Genomic DNA, 26,288 nt, shown 5'->3' with positions numbered 1-26,288 from the left:
AACTAAAAGAATATCCTGTAGATCCAAAGATATCCGATAGCTATGGATGCTAAACCGGCAACGCCGTTCATCCATTTAAATATTACTAAGTTCTTTTCTAAAAAACGGCTCATTGTTGAGATAAGTACATAACTGTAAACACCCATAGCTAAAACAATACCTACAGATTCTATCACTAAAACCATTATAGAACCACCTATAGTGGTAGCACTGATAACCAGGGCTGTAGTCAGCGCGCCTCCAGTTCCGGCTAAGCCATGGAGCATACCAACCCAAAAAGATCGTGTTAATGGGTTTAGTGCAATTTCCTCACCGGTTTTTCCGTGCAGGTGCATCCCATCAGAAAGTAAATGATCATGTGCCTCTATTTTTTTATTATCACTGATCATCGCATTGATCTTGTAATTACTCCTGATGGCTTGCAGGCCTAATAAGATCATGATGGGGCCCACGGCCATCTCGGCCCAAGAAGAGATGTTTTTTACGTAGAGCTGCAATGATTCTTTAAATATCAAAGCAATTATTCCAAAAATCAATAGAGTTACAGAATGCCCCAGCGCCCACTGTGAGGCCCTGAATACAACAGACCAGGATAAACGCTTTCTTTTAACAGCCTGTTCTGATGCTAAAACCGAAACAGCTGTCATATGATCGGGTTCAAAAGAATGTAGAATACCCGCTACCAATGGGCGGCTTATGCTCAGAATGTTCATTAAGCGTATTTAATATAAGTTCCGTCTTTGTTGATCAGGAATAACACCAACTCAACGTTTGGGATGAGTTTAGAACAATTTTCATGGCAGGCTTTTATTAGGGCCATGTAAAATGGTTCATCTTGGGCAAATGTAAACAATTCGGTTAACCGTCCTGCCATATTCAGTGATAAAATCTGGTTCAGAAAATCTCCTTTATAGCCAGAATTAACGGCTAATTGATGAACAAAAGCTTTGTTCCAGGTACTCTTACCACTATGTGTATCTAAAATCCCTTCAGCCAGCTTAACTGACTTGCCTAACATGATACCCATGTTTACTTTTTTGATGTCACTTTTTGCAATCTTTTCCAGCGTTTCGCCTATCCAGTTGCCGTAATGTATAAATGCAAATGCCGGAAGGGAAGGAAATAAAGAAGTCAAATACTTTTCACTCCGGGCCCCGGAATTAATAACTAACTCGGTAGCCCCATTAGCAACAGCAACGTTAATGCCCTGTACGATACTGGCAATATAAGATGATGCAGAAAAGGGAGTTACAATACCTGTTGTACCAAGAATTGATATTCCCCCCATAATTCCCAACCGTGCATTTAAAGTTCGTTTGGCTATAATTTCGCCATCCTGTACAAAAATAGTAACGTCAACTCCTTTACTATCAAGTCCATGATCGGCCAAAAGCTTTTTACAGGCATTGGTGATCATTTGCCGGGGAACAGGATTAATAGCAGGTTCGCCAACGCCTATTTCAAGGCCCGGTAAGGTAACTTTGCCTACTCCTTTGCCCTGCAGAAAATTGATGTCGCCAGAGTTGTTTAACTTAACTGTGGCACCAATAATAGCACCATGTGTTACATCCGGATCATCCCCGGCATCTTTTTGGGTGGTGCATTCCGAAGTAAGATGATCAAAACTACAGGAGATAATTTCAAATTCATGTTGTGAGCCAATTGGTAAGGTAATGGTAACAAGCTCAATCTTTTGCTGGAGAATGAGAGCCAGCAATGCAGCCTTGCTGCACGCAGTTGCACATGCACCTGTGGTGAAACCCGTTTTTAAGGGGCCATCAGGAATTGGCTGAAGTTCATCCATTATCGAATCATGTTTAACAATTCTTTTAAGTTATTAACAACTTTAAATGAAGCCGAAAGTTCTGGTCTTTTAATGATGAATATAGGAATATTACAAGCAATGGCGGCCTGTATTTTTTCATCAAGTTTGCCATTTAAGCCGCTTTCTTTGGTTAGTATAACCTCAGGTTTAAGCTTATTAAAAAGCTGAATTTCCTCCTCCTTATTATGAGGTAAACCAAATATTAAGTTTTCTACAGGAAATTGATGGTGGGCGGCAAAATCAAGGGAATAATTTCTGTTTATTATCCTGAACCAACAATTATGCGATTGCCAATAACTACGGAGGCGGGGTATAGATTGAACGCCTGTTAAGGCCAGCATTGATTGGTAATTATTTTCATTTATGAGCGTCAAAGCCTCGGTGTAATCGCTTACATACTTTACCAGCGGATCAAGAACCCGTTCCGAAAACTCTCTTTCAAACCTGATGAGTGGTAACTGACCAGACAAGGATGCAACAGTAGCATGTAATTCTGTAGCAAATGGATGGCAGGCATCTATGATGCAGGAGATGTGGTGATTTACACAAAAAGTATTCAACCCATCCTTGTCCAGGCTTCCAAAACGATATTGGCCCTTTCCCTCAAATGGTATTTGTGTGCGTGATGAATAGATATAGTTTAATCCAGCTTCATCCAACGAATTTGCCACTTGCTTCGCTTCAGTTGTGCCACCTAATAAAAGAATCATTTGAGTGCTTTTGCTGTTTCTTTTTTTCTGAATATGTGGTACCAGTTATCGCCATACAACCAAGAACGGTTTTTACGGGCACCAACTGCTTCACCAACAATGATCAGTACTGTGCGGCTGAGTTTGTTTTCTTTTATAATCTGGCTCAACTCGTGTAGTTTACCTGTCCATACTTTTTCATCTTTCCAGCTTACCCGGTATAAAACAGCAAGTGGGGTTTCAGGTGAATAATGCTGCAGTAATTGATCCTCAACTTTTTTTACGATGCCTGCGCTAAGAAAAATACACATGGTTGCCCGGAGCTTCGCCATATCTTCTAACTTTTCATGCGGAGGCATGGGGGTATTTCCTTCACCACGAGTTAAAATAATAGTTTGTGCCACCTCAGGTATAGTAAATTCTGATTTCAAGTAAGCGGCTGCAGCCTGGAAGGAGGATATCCCCGGTACAATGAAATAATCATAATTCTTCTCATCGAAGATGGTCATTTGCTCCTGTATTGCTCCGTAAATGGAAGGATCGCCGGAATGTAACCTTACGATGAGTTTACCCTGCTTGTACATTTCATCAATTAATAACATCTGTTCTTCCAGTGTCATTGACGCCGAATTTCTGACCAGCGCTTCAGGTCGCGCGAAATGCGTCAATTCTTCAGGTACTAAGCTGCCGGCATATAATATGCAATCAGCCGTTTCCAACAGTTCTTTTCCTTTTAATGTGATATACTCAGGAGCTCCCGGGCCTGCGCCTACAATAGCTATTTGCCCTCTACGCTCAAATGAATTGATAAGGCAAACGGCATAAGTAAACTTTTTACCGGAGGAGACTTCCGCTTTTGTTTTTTCTATCAGCCATTCCGTAGTATTTGCTGTTAATGCCGCAGAACTTTCAGAAACTCCCTGCACACCTATCTTATCAATCACAACTTCAGAAGGATTAGCTACCTGTATTTGATTCAATTCATCAACAGGATAGGTAATAAACTTCCACTGATGTTTTTGGGAGATAGTAATATAAGCGATTTCCTTTGCTTTTATATCAACAGATGTAAGAGCGGCTACACTATGGTGGGCAATACCATCTTTTGTTAGCAGTTGCAGCAATGTGTCTTCAAATAGTTCGGGTTCTATATCCTTTGAACAACCGCTTCCAAGGGTTAAGCATTTCGCGTAGAAAGAAATTAAAGGGACATCGCTTTCAATAATTTCATATCCAACATAAATCAATAGCTCATATTTATGTTGATCTACATCTTTAATATCGTAATAAACATCTGCAAAAGCTGGTTTTGATTTTTCAAGATAGGCAGTACCGGCATCCTTAACCTTTAAGATCAAAGCCGTTGGTTTGTTATTTACAAATACTGATATGGCCTTGTTCAATGGCACATTAGCATGTGCTGTCCAATTGAATTTAGCTGCCAGTAAATCAAGTGCCCAAATCTCCTGCAAGTCACTTGAAGTAGTAATTACAGCCTGCGCCTGAAATATGTGGCTTATCTTTTTAGTGATTTCATTAGCACCACCAGTATGGCCGCTCAATACCGATTGAACAAATTTACCCTGTTCATCAATATTTATAACTGCAGGGTCAGTGGCTTTATTTTTAATATATGGTGCTATACTACGCACGCAAATACCCAGTGCTCCAACAAAGATCCAAACATCAAAACGATGAAATTTGTCCTGAAGTAATTGATCAATATTTTCAAGCTTGATAACATCTTTTGAAAACGTAGTTTCTCTTGATGTATACAGCTTACTGCGGTAAAATTCTTGTTGTATTGTTTCTCCTATAACTAACCCGCTATCAGTAAAAGTTACAATGCATACTTTATCTTCCTTTAACATATCAACTTTCTTTTATCGCTTTAAGTATGGTGATCTCATTGTGCGAATTTACCTTTAATTTCAAAGGCTCATCCATTTTCCAATTATGTGTTTGTGCTGCAGTTATAAATTCATCTACAGAACCTTGTTGCACAGCGTTCATAACTATAACTGTGCCCGGGGTAGCGTATTGATCAATTTTAAGGATCAGTTCCCTTAAGCGACCGCTATGTCCGCCTATGAAAACAGCATCAGGTTTGCTGTACTGCATGAAATCTAAATCAAAAATATCGGATTCGTAAACTTTGATTCCGACTGCCCCGAACTTGCGCTGGTTATTATCAATGATCTGCATGCATTCGGGCCTCTTTTCAAATGCGTGAATTTCTAAATGGGGGAAGCGGAGTTTTGCCTCAATACTTAAAGAACCGGTACAAAATCCTATATCCCACAAAACGTTTTTTGATTCAAGTTGCAATGCTTGTAAAGAACATAATCTGACAGGCATTTTTGTGATCATATTTGGGCGACCTTCAAGTCCTTCAAATAAATCATCAGGAATACCAAATGGAATACTACGGTGTTCTTTTTTATGTAATATAACACAGTTTAATGGATGAAAAATATGCTTTCGGGCATCGGTTAATTCCATCTGCCTTATTTCTTCAGTATCGCTTTCCAAGTTCTCACCAACACAAATGGTGTAATTATCGTAGCCATAATTCAGCATCCTATCAACAATTGCCGAGGGAGATTTTTCAGTATCGGTCAATATTCCGATTAATGGTGCCTGTTTAATTAAAATTTCATCAAACGCTTGCCATGAACGCCCGTGAACACTTACCGTTTGCAGCTGACTGCTGTTAATATTAGCCCGTTGAGCTAACAATTGAATAGCGTTAAAATAAGGATAAATTTGAATTTGATTGTGATGATATTGGCTGTGGAGCGTATTAGCAATACCGTAGAAAAGAGGATCGCCACTGGCAAACACGACTATAGTTTGATCGGTGTTCTCGTAATTTTTAAACAATGTACTAATACTTGCCTTAATGAAAATCCATTCATGATTGGCAGGAAGTAAATGCTTCACCAATTCATAATGGCGCTTGCCTCCGCTAAAAACCCGATGCTTTTGAATAATATCAAATAGCTGTTTAGCCGGCTCATATCTTTTATTACCAATACCTATGACTTGAAAAATCATCTTATGTTTTAAAAATAGTGAGCACTTTCATCCAGGGTAAATGCCGCGTTCACTATGGCAGCTGCGAAATTGCTTCCACCGCGTTTTTCTTCAATAAGGGCATAAGGAATAGATAGTGTTTTTAACCGTTCCTTTGATTCTATTACATTAATAAAACCAACAGGTGCGCCAATAATTCCTGCTGGATTTATAACGCCTTGTTTTACCTGATCAGCTATTTCAATTAAGGCGGTAGGGGCATTACCTATTACAAACAATGCGTCAGGGTATTGTTTAGCGGCCAGCCTGATTCCTGCCTGCGAACGGGTCAGATTTTCTTTTTCAGATAGCTCTAATGTCTCCTTTGTATTTAAAAGGCAAATTACCTGGTTACTATATTGAGTGGTAAACGCTTTGGTTATTCCTGCTTGTACCATGGTTACATCAGTTACTATGGTGCCGCCGTTTATCAAATAATTATGCCAAACTGAAATAGCATTTTGCGAAGCACTTATATAGTTTATGTAATCCAGATCGCCGGACGTGTGGATGCAACGGATGGCGGCCCAAAGAAAATCCTTAGGGAATTTTGGAACATCTAAATGATCTATTATCTCCTTAAAGCTGGCTTGTTGTATTTCGGTTCCACTCTGAGGTTTTCTGTCCAAATATCCCCTTGGAGTTATCAGGTGAGTTTTATATTTGAAGGTTTGGCTATTGCCTATTACAACCAGGCTAAACATATCCACATCATCAACATTTAATGCCCCTAAGGTGGTTAATGTTATTTTTTCATCGGCGCGACCCAACTGGTAGCATATGGCTACGGCTGTTTCCGGATTACGGTGTGTTAAAAATATAGATTTAAGCTTGGCAAGCTGCCAGTATCTTTTTGCACTTTTGGGGTTATAAATGGAAGTTACAAAGTCGCCCCATGCGGCGGCCTTAATTCTTTTCTGAATAGTTTTCCATGGTGTCATAAGGTCTGAAAGGGAAATGCAGCAAAAATCATGACCTAATACTGCACCTAATTTGCTGCCCGCCGCAACGAATGCAGAAATCCCCGGAATAGTTTCCAGTTCAATATCTTCCCCTGATTGGGCAACTTTTTGATATACAATGGACGCCATAGAATAGATCCCGGCATCACCAGAGCCTATCACTACCACTTTATTTCCCGCTATGGCTTTTTCAATGGCTATTTCTGCCCGCTTTTCTTCTTCGCTTAGTTCCTTACCAATGCATAATGTATCCTCGCGGATAAGATCTGTAATGAACTGAAAATAGTAATGATAGCCAACAATAACATCGGCTTCCTGTATAGCTTTTTGGGCAATGGGCAGGATATAATCTTTATTTCCCGGACCGAGACCAACTACTTTGATCATTTTTTTATAATTAATAAAGAAAAATAGGGAATTTCTCGCTGAGATAATTCTTCAATGTTTGATGTTATATACTCACTGAATGTACCTAAACGCTCGCAATAATAAAACTCCCAGTTTTTTGTGCGCAAGTGTTGTAATAAAGCCGATAGCCCCGTCCTGATTTTCATTAGAATCAGCGTGTCGAAATCCTCAAGTGCTTGTTCAATTTTTTCAATGCTTTGTTCCAGAGGAAGAAAAGCTAACTTTTCATTTTGCTGACAAAGAGGCACCTGGTGTTTTGCAGCTCCTAATGAAAAAGAATTTATACCCGGAATAAGTTCCACCGGAATGTTTTGTTGTTGAAGCCGCTGTAATAAGTAGGAAAATGACGCGTAAAAACTCAGGTCACCTTCGCAAGCTATGCTTATTTTTTTACCCTGTTTCCATGCATCGATCAGAAGAATTGAGGTTTCATCGTAAGTTTCTTCAGCTGATGATCTGTCAAATCCCATTTTAAGGAAAAAGCCTTGTAATTTGCTTTTATCTGTTACATACTGTTCCAGCATAGGTCGTACATAACTTTCCTTTTTTCCATCAGTAAAGAGAGAACCTGGATAAAAGATCAGATCTGATTCCTGTAAAATTTTAAGTCCCTTTACCGTAATAAGATCAGGATCACCGGGGCCCAATGAAACACCATAGATTTTATTCACTTTTTTCAACCGGTTGTTTCTTCCTTTTATACAAAAACATCTGCCATTTTTCTTCGGCAACGCCGGCCTTATCCATTTCGGCCCGGGCCATCGTGAAAAACAGATCAGACATACGGTTAACGTAAGCCATAATATAATCTTCTACACAGGCCGGATCTTCTTTCATCAGGGTAACCAATCTTCTTTCGCCACGGCGTATTTGCGTACGGCAAACGTGGCATAAAGCCGAGATCTCATTACCTCCGGGAAGCAAAAAATAGTCAGAAGGAGAACTTATACCAGCCTCCAGTTCATCAAGCCATTGCTCGCAAAACTCAGCACCATCAATAGGTTTTGGATTAGGATTTACTTTGGTTGAGTCAGAAGGGCGAGCCAGATGCGACATCATATCCATCAAATCTTTTTGTATCCGATGTAAATTGGGTTGCCATTCGTGTTCTGCACCTAATTTTGTTCTTAGCAAACCAATGGTTGAATTAGCTTCATCTAAAACGCCATTACATTCTATCCGTGCCGAATCCTTGTATTCCCTTTTGCCACCAAAAACGCCGGTAGTTCCTTTATCTCCTTTACGTGTATATATCTTCATGCGAGTATGTTAAGGTAAATTTTAAAAAGCAATCCAGGCATTTTAATCCCAAATTGCAGGCGAGTACAAATATGGTAAAACAATTATCAATTGTGAGCTCATGTTAAAATGATCATTTGATCAACCTAAAACGCCAAAATCAACCCAACTGATGTGGTTAATCAGCCCCTTTAGCCAAGCTCATATCAACTAAAGATTTTTTTATCTTTGACCACCAGGTACCGTAAAAGTAACTGCATTTATCCTATACAATAAACATGATAATTTACATAAGTGGTGGTGTACGAAGCGGGAAAAGCAGGTATGCTCAGGATATGGCTTTGAAACTAAGTTCGGCACCGGTTTATATTGCCACTGCTAAAATATGGGATGAAGATTTTGAAAAACGCGTTGACCGGCATAAAAATGAAAGGGGTGAACAATGGACAACCTACGAAACTTATCAGAATCTGCACCGACTGCCTATTCAAAATCAAACGGTTGTAATTGATTGCATTACCCTTTGGCTTACTAATATTTTTATGGATGATGAGCAGGATATCACCAAAACACTCCAAGTATTTAAAAGCGAAATAGATCATTTGGCTACTCTTGACGGAACATTTATAGTTGTATCAAACGAACTGGGAATGGGCCTTCATGCAGAAACAGCATTAGGTCGTAAGTTTACTGACCTCCAAGGGATGGCTAATCAATACGTTGCAAGCAAAGCAGATGAAGCCATATTTATGGTATCGGGGCTTCCTCTGTATCTTAAAAAACAATAGTGCAATGTTGAATTTAGAGGAGTTGTTAAGATCAAGACGGGATACAAGGCATTTTAAAACGGATGCTGTACCTGATGAGGTTATTGAGAAAGCACTTGCTGCTGGGCATATGGCACCCTCTGTTGGGTTAACAGATGCCACAAGGTACTATATCATCCGTGATGAAAGCGTAAAACACGCAATAAGGGATATTTTTGATGAATACAACAACAAGGCCCTTAACCTGATTGAATTGTCAAAGCAAAAAACTTTATACAATACATTAAAGCTTGAGGGTATTGTAGACGCTCCGGTTGGTTTGTTAGTTTGTTATGACCGAAGCGTACTTAATAATTTTACTATAGGCACCATTGCGAGTAATGATACCATAAAATTCAGTGCTGTATGCGCTGTACAAAATATATGGCTTTCCCTAACTGATCAAGGTTATTCCATGGGGTGGGTGTCTATTTTAAATTATCACAGATTCAAAAAATTATTGGATCTGCCGGAGGAAATTGAACCTCTCGGATACTTTTGCGTTGGCAAGCCGGCAACTGATTACGAGCAACAACCCATGTTGCAGCAATTAGGTTGGAAAAATAAAGCGCCGAAGCCTCATGTTACCGAAATATCATCAATAAAACAACAAACATCATTTACTTCCGGGGTAAATGATCCGGGTTTTGAAACATTGGATTTATCTGCCATACTTCAAAAACAAATTGATGAAAAAACAAAACCTGTAGGTTCCTTAGGTTTATTGGAGAAGTTGGCTAAGCAAATAGGTATGGTGTTTGAAACTACCAAACCTCAGATTACTAATCCTCATATTGTAGTTTTTGCAGCAGATCATGGCATTGCGCAACATGGTGTAAGCAATTACCCGGCTGAGGTTACCCGCCAAATGGTGAATAATTTTTTAGAGGGTGGCGCTGCTATAAGTGTATTTTGTAAACAGCATAATATCGCGCTTAAAATAGTTGATGCTGGAGTTAATTATGATTTCCCTTCTAATCAAAATATAATTAATAATAAAATTGCAAAAGGTACATCCTCATTCCTGAACGGGCCAGCCATGAGCAGTTACGAATTGCATTTATGTTTTGAAAAAGGAGCGGAAGTAGTTAACTCAATTTATCAAGAGGGTTGTAATACCATAGGCTTTGGTGAAATGGGCATTGGGAATACTTCGAGCGCATCTGTATTGATGAGCGTATTATGTAATATTCCATTGATTGATTGCATTGGTATAGGCACAGGTGTTGAAAATGAAAAATTAAATCATAAAATATCGGTTTTACAACAAGCGGTAGCAAATTTCACTGGCCAGTCTGATATACGGAGTTATATGGCTTATTTTGGAGGCTTTGAAATTATGCAAATCGCCGGGGCTATTTTAGAGGCCAGGAATAAAAAAATGCTCATTTTGATTGACGGCTTTATTGTTACCGTAGCCTTTCTTTGTGCTTTTTTAATAAATCCATCAGTTAAGGAAAATGCTGTGTTTTGCCATGAATCTGGTGAAAAAGGACATCGGCTTTTACTTGAAAGGCTCAATGCTGAAGCTTTATTACATCTGAGAATGAGGTTGGGAGAGGGTAGTGGGTGTGCGGTAGCTTTTCCATTAATTAATAGCGCAGTTGGTTTTTTAAATGACATGGCCAGTTTTGAAAGTGCTGATGTAAGTAACAAAGCGTAATGAAAAAAGAACTGCAAATATTCTTTACGGCTGTTTCTTACTATACCCGTATTCCTGTTCCAGCTTTGTTACCTTATAGTGCGGATTTTTTAAATTCGTCAAATCGTTATATCACTTTAATAGGTTGGGTTGTTGGCGCTTTTTCCTTTAGTATATTTTACCTCACAAACTATATTTGGGGTATTTCAATAGCCCTTATTCTATCCATAGCAGCATCTATATTGTTTACCGGTGCTTTACACGAAGATGGTTTTGCCGATGTGTGCGATGGTTTCGGTGGAGGTTTTACAAAAGACCGTATTCTGGAGATCATGAAAGATAGCAGCCTGGGTACATATGGTACTATTGGGATTGTATTCATTATAGCCCTGAAATTTCTTGCTCTTCAGCAAATTTTAAATATTGCCGGAAATGAATTTTGGATTCTGCTTTTGATTTTTATTGTCTCTAATGCTATCAGCAGGTTTATTGCTATTAGTTTAATTTATTCATATCCATACGTCGGTAAGGAAGGGGTAAGCAAAGCTAAACCCGCCACAGAAAATCCCGACATTCATAACCTATGGATTGCTTTATCATTTATCCTTATACCGTTAACCGCTTTAATTGTGCTGAGTCATAAACCGTGGCTGTTATTGATGATTGTTCCCCTTTTAATTCAAAGGCAAGCAATGGGTAAGTATTTTAAACGCAAAATTGGTGGTTATACCGGTGATTGTTTAGGTGCAGTACAGCAGGTGGCCGAATTGATAATCTATATGTCAATCATAGCAATATGGAAATTTATTTGATCAGGCATACTACACCAGATATTTACAAAGGGCTTATATATGGTCGTCTTGATGTTCCCCTTTCAGAAAGTTTTGGTGCAGAAAAAGAATCGGTCATTGTAAAACTTCCTGAGCATATTGATCTTGTAATTTCAAGTCCTTCTTCGAGATGTATCTTACTTGCGCGTGAAATAGCTGAGTTCTATGTAAAAGATAACCGTTTGATGGAGCTTGATTTTGGTTTATGGGAGGGTAAAACATGGGATACTATTGATCGTAAAGAAAGCGAAATGTGGATGAGCAATTTTATCAATACCGCTCCACCCCAGGGTGAATCTTTGGGTAAAATGAATGAAAGGGTAGTGGATTTTTGGAATCAGCTTCTTAAATTACCTTATAAAAAGATAGCAATTGTTACACATGCGGGTGTGATCAGGTTGATATTGGCTGCCGTTAATTCTATACCTCTTCAATCTGTTTTTGATATCAAAGTTCAGTATGGTGAGGTGATAACATTAAATTTTCCGTCCCATATTTAACGCTATTGTTAAAGCAGAATTAAATTTCCGGGAAAGAAGTTTAAAGACTCATTTTTACGCCCGCCATTAATTAATTTAATTAGATTTGTTGAGTTATTTGGTTTTTACTGCACGTCAGTGCAGATAAAATTAAAAGGGAATCCGGTGTAAATCCAGAACAGTTCCCGCTGCTGTAAGTTCAAAAACAGGCTTTAACAATACTTTGCCACTGTCCGGTATTTATATGGATGGGAAGGCGTTAAAGCTGAACAAGTCAGAAGACCTGCCAAAAAACATATCCAAATTGCTTTCGGGAGAAAGGCTTAAGGACGCAGCGGTTGTATTTATCCCGTTTCATCTTGATATGCATTTCTGTTTGGTTGGGGTTTGGAATTAACTAAACTTAAGTTTAAATAATTGCAAATGGGTTTATTACAACAAAATTTATCTGGTTTTATCATTTTATTAGTGCTGGGTTTACGGCACGGACTTGATCCCGATCATATCACAATCATTGACGGTTACACGTACCGACTGCATGAAAAGAAAAGCGTTTGGTCGCGTTGGGTAGGATCGTTATTTGCGCTTGGCCATGGCGCCATGGTTATTGTGATCGCGCTTTCCTTAAGTATCTTAAAAAATAGCTTCAAAATGCCCGGGTGGCTGGATATTATTGTTGAATGGCTGCCTTTAAGTATGTTGTTAATGATCGGTATTTCAAATATCATCTCATTAACTCAGAAAAAACAGATTACACCAAGTTTCCGCAAAAGGTTGTTGCCTAAATACTTTAACACACATCTTAACCCGTTTACTGTAATATTAACTGGTATTATTTTCGGATTTATCTTTGATACATCTTCTCAGATAGCAGCTTTTGGTTATGCCGTTTCCGCTTCAAACCAAGTGATTTATGCAGTATTTGGTGGAGTAGTTTTTGCTATCGGATTGATCATGACAGGCACGTGTGATTCTTTTTTGTTAAACAAGCTTTTAAAAACTTTTGATCAGAAGAAAATACAAACACACCGCTTTAAACTGAATGTGCTGATAACCATTATGTGCTTTGTTTTACCTGTTTATAAAATAGCGAGCTATTTCAATCCTAAGTTAGAACTTAGTCCCTTGCAGGATAATATTGTAGGTTTAGGTTTCATTACTATCATCATATCGCTTTATCTGGATTTGTACATCCGTTATAAACGAAAGAGTAAAGAGGCAGGTAGTATAGCAGGTCATTTACGATAATTGATTTTTGAAGAATAACAAATTGCAATAAAGCCAATTGGTACAAAAAAATGATCCAGGTAGTTAAATTACCTGGATCATTTTTTTTGAACAAGGAAAAATTATTGAACGTGGATTACTTTACCGGAACCGGTTACTTTTTGTGTTACAGTAGGATTGCCACTATAGTATATGTCACCAGCACCCGAAATTTTTGCATTTAGGGTTTGTGTCACATTTATCTTTATGGTACCTGTTCCTGATATTTTTGCTGTAGCTTGTTCTGATGTAACAGCTGGCAAAAGCATCTTACCCAATCCGCTTATATTTAAATCCTGTGAGGAAACAGAGCCGGCATTTATGCTAAGATTACCACTACCACTGGTTTGTGCTTCTAAACTCTGACCTGTAAAACTGGCCAGGCTTATATTTCCAGAGCCACTTTGTTGCAAATTCAGATCATTAGCTTGAATAGCCTGGGCAGAATTAAAATTACCCGAACCAAACAGGGAGATTCCACTTAATTCAGGTGATGAAATGGTGATACTTACAGGTAAATGGGGAGGGGCTTGGCTTACATAACTGATGATCAACTGGGAGTTAGTTACTTGCACGTTAAGGATGTCAAGTATAAACTGCTGGGCCGATACAACAATACTATAAGAGTTTTCTTGCGTGAAAGTAATATTGCCATCAATTTTATTGGCAATAGATGTAAATCCTGTTTCAGGATAGGTTTTTGAAATAACTGGCTCCGTAGCAGAAGCTGTTGTTGTTTGTGTCATTGTAATATTGGTTTTAGGTTATTTATTATTATAAAGGTATAGCTATTTGCTATAATTGTCAATAGTAAATTATCAATAATAATATAAAAATATCATTATATAGTTAATCAATAGGAAATTTCAATAGATAGATTAATCTAAAGTAATTTTAGTGGCTTATTGTGTTTTATTTATTAATATATAGTTAATGATAGAGTGTAGTTGCGTTTATGGATTGTTATTAAAATTCATAAATATTAAAATTATTATTATAAATTATATAGAATTCGCATGGTTAATTCCTGCAATTAGTTCGGAAAAGAGGTAAACGCCATGTTCAATGGTAGTGAATTTTACCTGCACTGTTCGTGAATTTTAAGCAATTCGTCCACTGATATACCGTTTATAATCATCCCCGAGACATTACAATCGTCTATTTTGATGTTACTTAAGTTGCAATTGATTATGGTGCTTCCCTGCAGATCGCAATTCTCAAACTTCAATGACCGTTGTTTGGCACTCGGGTCATAAGCCGGATGGCCTTCGGGAGGCATACCAATATTGTGAATATAAGCTCCACCAAGCTGAGCTCCTTCAATTTCAAGGTCACTCAGGTTAGCATCAGTAATACTGAGATTGGTAATACAAACATCCTTAAACCGGGCATTATTCATCATCATTTGTTCAAAGGTAGAGCCGTCAAGTATAGCCCGTTTAACATCAAGTAATTTTTTGCTTTCGGTAATGGCAATTGTATCTGGTGGGTTTGTTGCTGAATTTGTCATGATATTTTAATTGTGTATCAAATATCTTGAATATCTGTTGCAAAGTATGGTGATGCATGCGACAAATAGAGGGGGGAGTTGCGACGTTTTGAATGGGCTAAAATATGATAAAATGACTAAGCCAAAAAATGAACAGCCACTGCTGCAAATGCAACAGCGACTGTCATATCACTCATCAATCAAAAAAAATTATAACAATATATTATTGGGCAGTAATCGGAGTATTAAGTTGAGCGATTAATTTTTGCGCAACTAATGTAGACGAAGCAGGGTTTTGACCTGTGATCATTAAGCCATCCTGAACAGCAAATGGCTGCCAATCCGCACCTTTTTTATAATCGGCACCTTTTGATTTTAACATGTCTTCCAATGAAAAGGGAACCACGCTTGTTAATTGTACTGCAGCCTCTTCACTATTAGTAAATGCAGATACTTGTTTTCCGTTAATGTAAGGTTTCCCATTATCGCCTTTCACATTTTTCAATGCAGCTGGAGCATGACAAACCAATGCAATTGGCTTCCTGTTTTTAATAAACGACTCTAAAAGCTTTGCAGAGTTTTTATCCTCAGATAGATCCCACATTGGGCCGTGACCGCCTGGGTAATAAACGGCATCATAATCTTTCTGATTAACTTTTGACAATACAACAGTGTGCGCCAATTTTTCCTGTGTTGCGGGGTCAGCAAAGTATTTTTTGGTAGCTTCAGTTTGAGATGAAGGTTCATTGCTTTTTGGATCAATTGGGGCTTGGCCACCTTTCGGAGAAGCAATAGTGATCTTGGCTCCCTGACTGATCAAATAATAATATGGCGCTGCAAATTCTTCTATCCAGATACCGGTTTTTTTACCTGTATTACCTAATTGGTCATGTGAAGTAACTACAATAAGGATTTTTTTCGGTGAATTTGTTGTCTGTTGGTTTTCCTGAGCAAAACTTGTTAAAGTTGCTATTGAAAGTAATGCTAACAATATTGATCTTCCTGTGAATTTCATTTCTATATTTTTGTTTAGGTCAAAGTTCCAACGAATACAGAAAACCTCACAGGATGTATGTCACAAAATATATGTGATCTATATCAAATTATTTTGCAGGTGTATACAATCTACTCAATGTTTCTCTTGTAACACCCAAGTAGGAAGCCAGCAGTTGCTTAGGTACAGTTTTGAATAATGCAGGATATTGTTTTAACAATTGTTCGTAACGGTCTTTTGCATTGCTATTCAATAAACTTAATATCCGTTGTTGAAGTGCCACATAACCCCAGTTTGTTTTCTTTCTGAAAAAATGTTCAACTTTATGCATCTCGGCGCATAATTTGTCCTTATTCTCCATTGTAATGCTTAATATTTCTGCTCCATCAACTGAATCTAAATATAAAGTACTCGGGGAGCCATTGTTTAAAGCCTGATAATCAGAAACCCACCAATCGGGCAGTGCAAATTGCAGAATGTGAGCTTTATCATCACTATCAATCATGTACGATTTAAGACAACCTTTTACCACAAAATACTCATTATGAACACGGTCGCCTTGTTGAATCAGAAACTGGTGTTTTATTATTTTCTTGAATACAAAATGATCATAAATGTAATCAAACTCACTGTCTGTTAATGCTATGATTTTTTCAAAATGTTCCCTAAGTAGTTTTTTCATTTAGATTATTACCAACAACAAAATTGCTAATAATCTAAATAAATACTTTGATCACATCGGCGTAATTTGCGAATAAACTAAAGACGCATAAAATTTCGAACGTAGTGACCTCAATGTTTTTTGAAATTCACAGCAACCAATTCAATGCGTAAAACTACGCGTGATTTTGCGTAAGGGTACGGTTTGTTTATTGTCTTATTTAAATCATTTTTGATCAGGTTAATCAATTGAAAAGATGTGTCTGTTTGAGTTAATAATTGTTAACTTATTGTATAATAATAATCAGAAAATAAATTATAATTTTATTCAGATTCTTATCTAATACAAACCTGAATTATATCATCCGTTGCCAGCATGAGCTTTTCGGCGAGCTGTGTTTTGGGGGATGTTTGCCGAAGAGTTATACGTCCTTTATTCGTCTTATTCTATAAGTTTTCTTTAGCTATAAATGATAAAATTATGGATGATCAGCAATTGTTGTTAAAACTCTACCAGCTTTCTTCCGGCCTTAAAGTCAGCGAAAAAACGCCAGCCGAAGAATTAAAAAGATTTCGGAGCGATCTTACTACCGCCCTGATTCAAAATCCCGAATTGCAAATTACTGGTAATCGTCTTCATCATCTGGATGCAGGAGAAGCATCAAGTGATGATATTTCAGACAGGTTAAAGCACTTCAGTGATTTCCTGAATGTAAAGCCACAGGTTGATACATCAGAACCTGCCCCGCTGATCTTTAAACGTGAGGTTTCGGTACGCAGTAACTTGCTTGGTAATTCCGTTCCTGCCTGGGGAACGGGGATGAAACCAAGTCAAAGCTATGGACCTTTTACCGATGAGCATGGTTTAGATCAATGGTATGATTTCTTCTGGCCAATAAAAACGATAAAAGTATTTCTGCAAGGGGATACAAATCCGGCATTGCTGATCCCAGTTTCCGGGTTGCTCACCCAACGCAACAGTTATCAAATTGAAGCAGGAAGTGTCTGGATATCCTCATTTCTGATCGCGAATAACTCTGCCCTAAAAACGTTTTATACGGGTTTAAAGATTACCGGGGGAACGCTGAATTGTAATGCTCCTGCCACCATCACATCCGGTAATATAATTATTTTGCCGGGCAATTCAGCAACGCTTAATATCAACTTAGATCAGCATGTTCCGGCAACTCCTTCATCAAATGCCGGATTTGATGCTACTTCAACAGTAATCTCGTTGCCTAAGGCTTTGCAATTGAATTTTAATAGTACAGGCAGTGCTTTTACAACAGTTGATGCGTCTTGTACTGTATTTGGAAACGAAACAGCTTTTAAATATCAGGGCACAACGCCTTTATGGATAGATTTTTTAAGCCAGTTGCTGATTCCCTATCAAACATCTACTGTAGGTAATACACCCGATACTTTTCAAATAAATTCATCACAGTCAAAGCTTTGTAACTTAGCTGGTCAGGCAGTTATTGACGTTAACAGCGGCTGGCTTTTACCAGTTACTCAAACAACCTGGCAACAGCTTGGTGAAGCTGCTGGGATTGGGGCTTTAACAATTGGTCTAAAAAAAGGTATCACTGCCACCTGGAAAGGTTTAAAAGGTGGCCTAACCTTATTTACGCATCCGGGAATTATTATAGAACCGGGAATAGTAAGCATAATTGATTTTTTTGCTTCAAATACCAGGGCAAGTCAAAAACTTAATCTATGGAATAATAAGGGTTCAAAATTTAAATCAGCCATTACCCTTGGGTTTGGTAAGGCCTTTCCTTTTGCTTATATCAGTGATACTACCGGCCATGAAATTGTAAGTTATTTTTGTAATCATAAGGCTGAACTTGACCGACCTGTTGATGCAAATGGACTACCGTTTAAACTGCAATCATCCATTGCTCTTGGCTGGATATCTCAGGAAGAAACTGTATTTAAAACTAATGTGCTTGACAATGACCTATTGTTTGATAGAAATGCCAACAACCCAACAGCTTATCTGCAATATGCCATCGCCTTGCGTAATGCAATATTTAAGGTAACCGCACCCTACAGCCTGTTTGTTTCGGGAGAATTAGACGGAGACAATCAACTTAAGAATGGCAGTTTAGTATTGATGTTTGGTGTGCATCAATATTTGCCAACCTTGCCCGATCCTTATGTATCAAGTTACACAGCTATACAAAGAGATCCGGCTTCGTTGGATATCAGCAACCTGGGCTTGGCACTTGCTGCATTCGTTAAATGGTCGGCTGATAAAGTAGTCACACCGATACCTGAAAACGAAGGCTATTTATACTTTAGGTTTGCAGCTTTTGACTGGTCGTTGATTACAGCAAATTTACCAAAGGCGACAAATGATAACGTGGATAAGCCATTGGTTCCTGCAAACTTTCAGTTTGGTGTAGGCACCTTCAATAAAAATATACAAACAAGGCTTCGTCCGGATATTAAGCCTGGACCTATCATTAAACCGATAGTTAGCCCAGTAGTTAAGGATGTAACCACTGACATCGGCCCTGCAATAAATATCAGAGATCAGTTTATCAGGAATATAAACACTGATGAAATGAAAATCGCAACTGCTAAGATCGATACTAATTCGGTGCTGAACCAGGTTATAGACAGAGCTTTACCAGTTGATAAGGTATTCAACACAGTAATAAACTCACCTAATTTCCAACTGCCTGACCAACCTGCTGAGGTAAGCAGCTATAGTCAGTTTTCGCGCGGAGACCGATGGTTGCTACCAAAGGATACTTTTATGTTATTAGATGTCTCCAGCAATGCCGACCAGATGGGAGTTAGTTTTGGTACTGATATCCGAGTGAACCGGAATGCGGATGGAGTTACCAACTTTAGCCGCATTGATGCCCAGCCTGCAGCTATAGGTCCTGTAAACCTGCCACTTCAGATATTGAATATGGATGTTGTAACCAGCGGACAGTACGTACGTGCGGTTACATTACCTCAAATTTCATGGGAACCGATACTGAATATACCATTGGCAGTGGAAGGAGGCCCGGACATGACTGACCTGGTAACCACCACACCCGGTTTAATGGTTTATGATAATGATGGTATTCCAACGCATATTTTTTCAGAAAGCCCTTATCTTATTCCTATAGCACCGGTTTCTGTCGTAAAACATTTTATTCAGGAGTTTAACGACAAAAAGATACCACGCGAAATGGTATCAACATTTACACTTCCTTTTGCTATGGTAGCGCAGGCGCAATTTAACCGCTCGCTTTACAATAAAGAGGCTGATAATGCCAGCATACATTTTAATACGCCGCTTTTTAAGGGTTTCAAAGGTGGGTTACAGATCAAGGCAAAAGCTCCTAATCCGGTATCGCCATACCAGCGTAACGCTTTTAAGGGCAGGACTATACAAATTGACAGTAACTTGAAATGGCTGCTTTTTGGTTTGCCAATGACAGGAGGTACGCTCGGAAAAACAGTGTCAGGTATATTTAACAATGTGTTCGCGGGCACATCGGCTTCCTCAAATCCAAAGGTGCCAGTCGAAAAAATGGAAATTTCTGGTTACGGTGCCAGTATTTTCAGTAATTGGTTAAATGATGCTGCCGCAGTTGCCGATGTAAGCCAGGTAAAGTTTGACGTATTAATGGGCCGCACTGCGCATGAGGTAGTTCAGGTACGCAGTGTAATGTACACCTGCGCCGGTATTGTTCACGTGGTTAGGACTGTAACATTCATGCGTTCGCCAAGTGGTTATGTTTTCAGATCTGATTCTGGCTGGAAAGCTGAGAGTGACGCGTTTTTTGATTGTGATTATAAGATAGATTTCAGTGCTGATATCAACACACCTGATCTTGTGGATGTAAACAATACCTATGTATTTCATCCCGGAGCTATAAAAGGGATATCCGCAGTGCGGGAGATCAAAGACTTTCCAGATGGGGGAACATTCCCTTCATCTTTTAGCCTGAATGATACCGGGCTGCCTGGTAAGATAGGAAAACCCGCACTTGCCGATTGGAAAATTGTATATCCAAACCTAACCTCACTTGATGAAAAATTTAATGTTGAATTAGAATGCGTGGTTTTTGATTGCGATGTGCACCTGGACAATATCATTAGTGGGGGCATACCCAATCCAAATCCCGACCCTGTTGAGGGTAGATACAACGTGCAATCACGAAAAATGATTGGTTTCGTACAACTTGCACCTACAGGCGTATTAATACCACCTTCGGTATATGCCGATCTTATCAATTTTCAGAATGGCTCTATAGGAGGGCCAATCAATTGTATTATCAATATTTCTGGCTCCAACCAGCAAATGCGTTTGTCCCGGGCCGATTTAAGTCCGGCATTAGATGCAGGAGGGCAGCGAATATTTGCCGCAAGTGCCAGAGGTTCGTTAATATTACCGCCTGATGGTTCATGGTCTGTTGTAAAGTTGAAAACAGATGCAGGTGATGTTTTCCCAGTAGAAGAAGGCCAGAGCGTACCGCTGATCAGAGCGAATGGCAGTACGAATTTTAAAATAGCTAACCCGGTTGATGTGGTGCAGGAAACGGCTTCAAAGCTGAATTACGCCGTGCTTCAATCCACAGGGACTCAAAAGTTACTTTTTGATATTCCGCAATTTACTGATGGAGTGAAGAAACTTTTTAGTAACCAAACCTATTATGCGGATGCATATAAGCTGCTCAATTCAAAAGGTCCATTCCCCAATATAGCTAACGCGCTACAGCTAACAAACGCTGAAAAAGAGATAGAGATCATTGGCGAAGGCTTAATGAAAATGGCAGACCGTGATATTGATCTGGGCGCGTTGTTACCTGATGATTATGAATACGCTTTTATAGATGAACCAAAGATCCTGAAAATATATGCGCAATATAAATCGACAAGTGGAGATAAAGGTAAACTCAAATTGGGGATAGATTCAACCGCTGCTGATATAGCGGATAAATGGAAATCGCTAATGTCTGATATACGGATAATTGTTGACTTAGGGCCGTTTACTGAGGTGATGTGGGTTGATGGTAATTTTGATGCACAAAGCAGTATTAAACCTCAGTATAATAAGCCTAATCTGCAGTTTGGATCTCTGCTGCAACCGATAGTTGATATTTTGCAGGTATTGCAAACACTTTCCGGTGGTGATTTTGATAAGGGAATGGATGTGGGTATGTCAAATGCTCCGGATAACTGGGAATATAAATTTAATTGCTCCAAAGAGATTCCGGTTATTAAATTTCCATCACCGGAACAACTAACTATCAACCCAAATCCACCTTTAAAACTCGAAGCCGGCCTGAAGGTAGGATTTTATTTCAATGAGGTGATCTCCATACAGAGCGACCTGAAACAATTGGTTCCGGCCTGTGGTGCTTATATTGGTTTTTATGGTCGTTTGCAGGTACAGTGTTTTACATTGGGTGTTGCCAGTATATATGCTGTAGGTCAGGTTAATCTGGGCATACAGGCCGATACTAAGGCTGCTCTGTATTTTACCATGAAGGTAGGTTTTGGCGTTGAGCTGGTTGTTGGGCTTCCGGTAGTTGCCAACGTTGCAGTGCTGTACATGGTTGAGATCAATATAGGAATTGGCACTACAGCGCTTGATGTAGGAGCATTTATGATGTTCAGAGGTTCTGCGGAGATATGTGGTGGCTTGGTGAGCATTTGTATCCAGATAGAAGCAGGCGGCTCCATCCATCGTGATTTTGTGACTGAACAAACCAGTTGCATTGCCCAGGTAACATTCTCTGTAGATGTATGTGTACTATGGGTTATTGATATTAATGTAACCGAAACCTGGCAGGAAAGCCGTCAGATTGCTTAAGGTCAATTATTAACTTTAATTGTAAAACATTATGCCACTATTACCAGAAAAACTCAGAATACTAACCTTTCCGCAACGTATTACAGGAAGGGAATTGGATTTGAATATATTGATCCTACCTACCCAGGCATTATTAAATGATCTTAAGCCCTTTGATAGTTTACTTACGCCAGGTACTCAGGTAAGTCTTCCGTCGTTTATAGGAGGTGATCCTAAATTTCAGATCAATGTGATTAAAGGACTTTCCAGTTACCCTTTTTCAGATGCCAATGTCTTAAAAGACGAAGGTGTAACATCAGAGTCTTTTCCAACAAACATAGCTTTTCCTGCAAATATGGTAGCACTTTATGAGGGCTTGAGTAAATCTTTTCCATTAAAAAATGGAGATGGAAGCGATAGCTTAGGAGCAGGTGATGCGATGCCGGATACAGATGGTGCAAAAAAATATCTTCCTCAATCATATCGGTCGGCCTTTAATTACAGTACACCAAGAACGCCATTTGCCAAAACCGATGATAGCTATCATTGTGCTATCAAACGTACAGGTCCGTATGATCCAACATTCAAGCAATCTGGAGACGAGGTATCCTGGGGACGAATTATCGCTATTTGCCTTCGGCAACCTTTGCTAAGTAAAAGTATTGGCCTGCTTCATAATGTAAAACTTACATTGCCAACTGATAATTATTTTCAAAATGGCGGATGGGTAAATTTTGAGCTTCTTGACCCGGCCGGTACATTTGGCCTTGCCGCAACGGAACTTAAACAATATGCTGCACGTATTCCTGTTATAACTGAAGACCGCCAGCTATTTGCGGCTCTGCTGTTTCCGGTGGTACCGGGTCCGGCGCAACCTGTTGGCGGATTTGATGAGTTGATGATAGAAACAGCCGATTACGATGATGGCTTTGCAAAGATAGTACACGCCATACAGCCCAAAAGTGCCAATACATTAAGTGAAGAACCTGATGGCATGCATGTGCAGAAAGATGCAGGCATTCGTTTAGGGTGGGATGATGAGCAGTTACTAATTTGGTTAAACAGGCAGTTACTGGCCGATCCGCTTACGCCAACTAAAAGAATTGATGCCCCATTGGGTGTTTTTAGTTATCGTGTTGATGTTAAAGAATCTGATAAAGACGATTGGAATTCCTTGGTGAATACTATTTCTAATCAATCACTTATGCTGGCTTCTGAGCAAATTGCTCCGGCCGGTCAATCTGTTGAAACTGGTGTTCAGGTATTTCCGTCTAAAGTTAACCCAACATCTTCCTTATGGCTGCCCAGTTATTTTACACAGTGGTATGGTGCTTCACTGGTACTCCCTGATAAGAGGGTGCAACAATTAGACGCTTCTGGTGCCTTAGCAGAGCCCGGCAAATACAGCGACAGTAATATTAAAGCCCAGCCAAACCAAACCGGAGGTTTATATGATCCTGTACTTCCGCAAAATTGTGAACTTAAATATGGTAAAGCTTATGATTTTCGGGTGCGGCTGGCTGATTTAAGTGGAGGTGGACCTGTGCTAAGCGATCCGGAACGAAATGATTCCCCATCGCCTCATTCTTCTATTGTTTTCCAGCGATATGTAGCGCCAAAACAAGTTGTTATCAAACCGCAATCCGCGCAGCCCGATCCTAATGCCTCGGCTACGACTTTCCTCACCGGCGATGACTTTGATATTTTTCGTCCGCGTTTAGGTTATCCGGCATTATTGTTCACGCAGATGGATACAGAACAGGCATTTCAAAAACTTATCGACGATAAAAACCTGCTGCATACTGACAAAGCACCCGGAGAGCATATTAAAGATCAGCGCGAAGTAAGCTACTTTGACCCTGACGTTGATAGTGTTTTTATCCTGGTAGAACTTAAAACGCTTACCATGGATAACGCTGCTTCAATTAGTAAAAGCGAAGCTTTTATTCCGCTTTATACTACTGTCAGGAAATTTCCTACAGAAACAGATCAGGCATTTAACCTGCAATTGGAGTACCGGGATGCCAATGTTATCGATTTTGGAAACGAGATAGATTTAGGTGACTTACAGCTATCCAAGGTGCAGATTGATGAAGGAAACACCCTAGTTGTTCCAACTTCAAGAGATATCAGGATCACAATTTTTCCTAATTGTACAGATAAAGAGGATTCGCCTGAATATTTTAGTTTTGATAAAACCTTATTTGCCGGTGAGTTAAAACGGGTGGGGGAATCCATTCAGTTTTTTGTCAGAAAAGATGCTGTTGCCGAAAAAGATCTCTTTTTACCTACTTTGGTATCAAAACAACTACAGGGGCTTTATTTGCAGCCAGATCCTGTGCCGGTCAATAATTCTGAAACACTGGTTAGCGATGTAGTGGCTGGCGTGGAAGGCAAGCAAAGTACTATAATGCAAAGGCTTGCATCACAATTAGAGTTAAACTTTAAAGGCATGTCATTACTTGGTAAACCAGGCGAAAGGGTGCAGTTTGCCTGTAGCAACCGTATCAGGCATACATTGGCACCCGATAATTCATCTATCTCATTTGCCACTACAGGAGAGCTATTTGACCATTGGTTATGCGTAAGTACTTTTAACTTGCAAAGAGACTGGACATGGGATGGTTTACAATACAACAGCTTTGAAATAGTAAGGGAAAAGCAGTTCACAGATGAAGCGGCAACCTCTGAATCTGAAACGGTAGGATATGTAGAAACTAAAAGAACTGCCAGCAGAGAGGCTATCAACAATCCCGAACGGAGCTATACGCGTATTGTTTTTATTGATGCAGTTGAACCTAAAAAAGATCAAACCAAACCCACAACTATTGCAGCGCCCTTTCCAAACAGTATTGAAGTTCAATATACAATAAAGCCTTCTTTTATCCCTGCTGTTGCCGGAGATTCAGTTGCTAATAATACTGTGGTTAATGTTTTGAGCTTGCCTTGTACGGTAATACCTGTGCAGGTGCCTAAAGTTGTCGCCGCGGGGATCGCGTTGTCGCCTTATCACCATAATGATAATTATTCGGAAACTGCAGTACGCCAACGTTGTTTATGGTTAGAATTTGAAGAAGCTATTGCTGATCCTAACGATACTTATTTTGCCCGTATATTGACTTATGCCCCTGATCCATTACTGAGTTTCCCTAATCCCGACGCTTCACTCACAAAACAGGAAGACCCTCCACTGGCCATCGATCCCGAACTGATCAGGGTGATAACGAAAGATCATGGAAATGATAACGCTGGTATTGATGCCATGCAGCCAATGATCATGGAAATACCTGATTCAGGTGCACCATTGATCAAAGTATCTCCCGTTCACTACATCCTCCCACTACCCGAAGGATTGCATTATGAATCTCCGGAACTATTTGGTTTTTTCACGTATGAGTTGCGGGTAGGGCATACCAATAAAATTTGGAGTACAGCAAACGGTCGCTTTGGTCATCCTGCACGAATAAACGGAGTACAACATGCAGCACCGTCATTGAAATGCCTGGTGGAGCGTAATCAGGGAGGTATCGTGGTTACTGCACAGTATGCAACAGCAGTTTTTAACGGTAAAAATGTAACAGCTAAACCGCCAAGAACAGAAATATGGGCCATGCTATATGCGCAGGTTAAACAGGCTGATAATAAAGAAAATAGGAATATTCTATTGGCCGAATCACGAATGATCTATCAGGCACCACAAGAACAAATACCTTTAAATGTATTTTTAGCCAACAGAAATTTCTTAGCTATAAAGGATGCCAATAACCGGAAAACCAATGATGATGCCCCGCTTATTGCAACCACCTTGTGGAGCGCCGCCGAAATAGATTTTTATTTAAAGCAATTCAATTTAAGGGGAGATGTTGGGCTAAGTGTGCTGACAGTAGAGATGATGCCGCGTTATGAGCAATTCATTTACAAAAATGTTTATGGAGGTAAATCATTGGCTGACGATTCGATAAATCCGCTATCGGCTCAACTTGGGCAGTATAGGATATTAAGAACTTCAAGGCTTGTAGCAGCTCCTGAAATTTGTTGTGAAAATTGTGATTGAATTTTTAAAGTTATAATTTCCATATTTGATTAAAGCCGAATCATCTAATTAGAATGGCGTTGATGAT

Annotated in this window: 19 protein-coding genes and 1 riboswitch; of the genes, 7 read left to right on the top strand and 12 right to left on the bottom strand. The window is 39.4% G+C overall.

The window, feature by feature from the left end; genetic code table 11:
- Nucleotides 1-2: 2 nt before the first annotated feature.
- Genes QWZ01_RS07520 through QWZ01_RS07485 form a run of 8 tightly spaced genes read right to left on the bottom strand, consistent with a single transcriptional unit; the run spans nt 3 to nt 8,219 of the window.
- A complete protein-coding gene (locus QWZ01_RS07520; RefSeq protein WP_290322685.1) occupies nt 3-713 on the bottom strand; it encodes a hypothetical protein in 711 nt (236 codons plus the stop codon).
- A complete protein-coding gene (locus QWZ01_RS07515) occupies nt 713-1,804 on the bottom strand; it encodes a cobalt-precorrin-5B (C(1))-methyltransferase (protein WP_290322684.1) in 1,092 nt (363 codons plus the stop codon). Before QWZ01_RS07515 ends, QWZ01_RS07520 begins: the two co-directional genes overlap by 1 nt.
- Nucleotides 1,804-2,535: a precorrin-6A/cobalt-precorrin-6A reductase gene (locus QWZ01_RS07510; RefSeq protein WP_290322683.1), complete on the bottom strand. Its 732-nt coding sequence runs from the start codon at nt 2,533-2,535 to the stop codon at nt 1,804-1,806. The genes QWZ01_RS07515 and QWZ01_RS07510 overlap by 1 nt, the downstream gene beginning before the upstream one ends.
- The gene (gene cobM / locus QWZ01_RS07505) at nt 2,532-4,385 is read right to left on the bottom strand and encodes a precorrin-4 C(11)-methyltransferase (protein WP_290322682.1); all 1,854 of its coding nucleotides are present in this window, start codon (nt 4,383-4,385) and stop codon (nt 2,532-2,534) included. The genes QWZ01_RS07510 and cobM overlap by 4 nt, the downstream gene beginning before the upstream one ends.
- 1 nt (nt 4,386) lies before the next feature.
- Nucleotides 4,387-5,571, bottom strand: a complete 1,185-nt coding sequence (gene cbiE, locus QWZ01_RS07500) for a precorrin-6y C5,15-methyltransferase (decarboxylating) subunit CbiE (protein ID WP_290322681.1) — start codon at nt 5,569-5,571, stop codon at nt 4,387-4,389.
- 8 nt (nt 5,572-5,579) lie between these two features.
- On the bottom strand, nt 5,580-6,938 hold the full coding sequence (gene cobJ, locus QWZ01_RS07495; protein WP_290322680.1) for a precorrin-3B C(17)-methyltransferase: 1,359 nt from the start codon (nt 6,936-6,938) through the stop codon (nt 5,580-5,582).
- Complete coding sequence (cobI, locus tag QWZ01_RS07490) at nt 6,935-7,630, bottom strand: precorrin-2 C(20)-methyltransferase (protein ID WP_290322679.1); 696 nt, start codon at nt 7,628-7,630, stop codon at nt 6,935-6,937. The genes cobJ and cobI overlap by 4 nt, the downstream gene beginning before the upstream one ends.
- Entirely contained in the window at nt 7,623-8,219 is a 597-nt protein-coding gene (locus QWZ01_RS07485) for a cob(I)yrinic acid a,c-diamide adenosyltransferase (protein WP_290322678.1), read from the bottom strand. Before QWZ01_RS07485 ends, cobI begins: the two co-directional genes overlap by 8 nt.
- A 257-nt stretch (nt 8,220-8,476) precedes the next feature.
- Here QWZ01_RS07485 and cobU point away from each other — a divergent pair, with 257 nt between their 5' ends.
- From cobU to QWZ01_RS07460, 5 genes are all read left to right on the top strand, one after another.
- A complete protein-coding gene (gene cobU / locus QWZ01_RS07480; protein ID WP_290322677.1) occupies nt 8,477-8,986 on the top strand; it encodes a bifunctional adenosylcobinamide kinase/adenosylcobinamide-phosphate guanylyltransferase in 510 nt (169 codons plus the stop codon).
- 4 nt (nt 8,987-8,990) lie between these two features.
- Nucleotides 8,991-10,667 carry a nicotinate-nucleotide--dimethylbenzimidazole phosphoribosyltransferase gene (cobT, locus tag QWZ01_RS07475; protein ID WP_290322676.1) on the top strand — a complete coding sequence of 559 codons (1,677 nt, stop codon included), beginning with the start codon at nt 8,991-8,993 and terminating at the stop codon, nt 10,665-10,667.
- Entirely contained in the window at nt 10,667-11,458 is a 792-nt protein-coding gene (locus tag QWZ01_RS07470) for an adenosylcobinamide-GDP ribazoletransferase (RefSeq protein ID WP_290322675.1), read from the top strand. Before cobT ends, QWZ01_RS07470 begins: the two co-directional genes overlap by 1 nt.
- Nucleotides 11,443-11,976 (top strand): alpha-ribazole phosphatase, encoded by a 534-nt coding sequence (gene cobC / locus QWZ01_RS07465; protein ID WP_290322674.1) that lies wholly within the window; start codon nt 11,443-11,445, stop codon nt 11,974-11,976. The genes QWZ01_RS07470 and cobC overlap by 16 nt, the downstream gene beginning before the upstream one ends.
- An 81-nt stretch (nt 11,977-12,057) precedes the next feature.
- Nucleotides 12,058-12,260: riboswitch (cobalamin riboswitch) on the top strand.
- Nucleotides 12,261-12,378: 118 nt separating this feature from the next.
- Entirely contained in the window at nt 12,379-13,203 is an 825-nt protein-coding gene (locus QWZ01_RS07460; protein WP_290322673.1) for a hypothetical protein, read from the top strand.
- 101 nt (nt 13,204-13,304) lie between these two features.
- On the opposite strand, the gene QWZ01_RS07455 is transcribed toward QWZ01_RS07460, so the two are convergent.
- From QWZ01_RS07455 to QWZ01_RS07440, 4 genes are all read right to left on the bottom strand, one after another.
- On the bottom strand, nt 13,305-13,967 hold the full coding sequence (locus tag QWZ01_RS07455; protein WP_290322672.1) for a head GIN domain-containing protein: 663 nt from the start codon (nt 13,965-13,967) through the stop codon (nt 13,305-13,307).
- Nucleotides 13,968-14,299: 332 nt separating this feature from the next.
- Nucleotides 14,300-14,731, bottom strand: a complete 432-nt coding sequence (locus QWZ01_RS07450) for a pentapeptide repeat-containing protein (protein ID WP_290322671.1) — start codon at nt 14,729-14,731, stop codon at nt 14,300-14,302.
- A gap of 202 nt (nt 14,732-14,933) precedes the next feature.
- Complete coding sequence (locus tag QWZ01_RS07445) at nt 14,934-15,725, bottom strand: type 1 glutamine amidotransferase domain-containing protein (protein WP_290322670.1); 792 nt, start codon at nt 15,723-15,725, stop codon at nt 14,934-14,936.
- An 88-nt stretch (nt 15,726-15,813) separates the two neighbouring features.
- On the bottom strand, nt 15,814-16,386 hold the full coding sequence (locus QWZ01_RS07440; protein ID WP_290322669.1) for a Crp/Fnr family transcriptional regulator: 573 nt from the start codon (nt 16,384-16,386) through the stop codon (nt 15,814-15,816).
- A 459-nt stretch (nt 16,387-16,845) separates the two neighbouring features.
- Here QWZ01_RS07440 and QWZ01_RS07435 point away from each other — a divergent pair, with 459 nt between their 5' ends.
- A complete protein-coding gene (locus QWZ01_RS07435) occupies nt 16,846-22,188 on the top strand; it encodes a hypothetical protein (RefSeq protein WP_290322668.1) in 5,343 nt (1,780 codons plus the stop codon).
- Nucleotides 22,189-22,219: 31 nt separating this feature from the next.
- A complete protein-coding gene (locus QWZ01_RS07430) occupies nt 22,220-26,221 on the top strand; it encodes a hypothetical protein (RefSeq protein ID WP_290322667.1) in 4,002 nt (1,333 codons plus the stop codon).
- The last annotated feature ends 67 nt before the right edge of the window (nt 26,222-26,288 follow it).

Origin of the sequence: Mucilaginibacter aquaedulcis (assembly GCF_030409325.1) — a bacterium.
Classification (GTDB): domain Bacteria; phylum Bacteroidota; class Bacteroidia; order Sphingobacteriales; family Sphingobacteriaceae; genus Mucilaginibacter; species Mucilaginibacter aquaedulcis.
The sequence above is the reverse complement of the archived record's forward strand: the minus strand, read 5'-3'. Positions and strand labels throughout refer to the sequence as shown.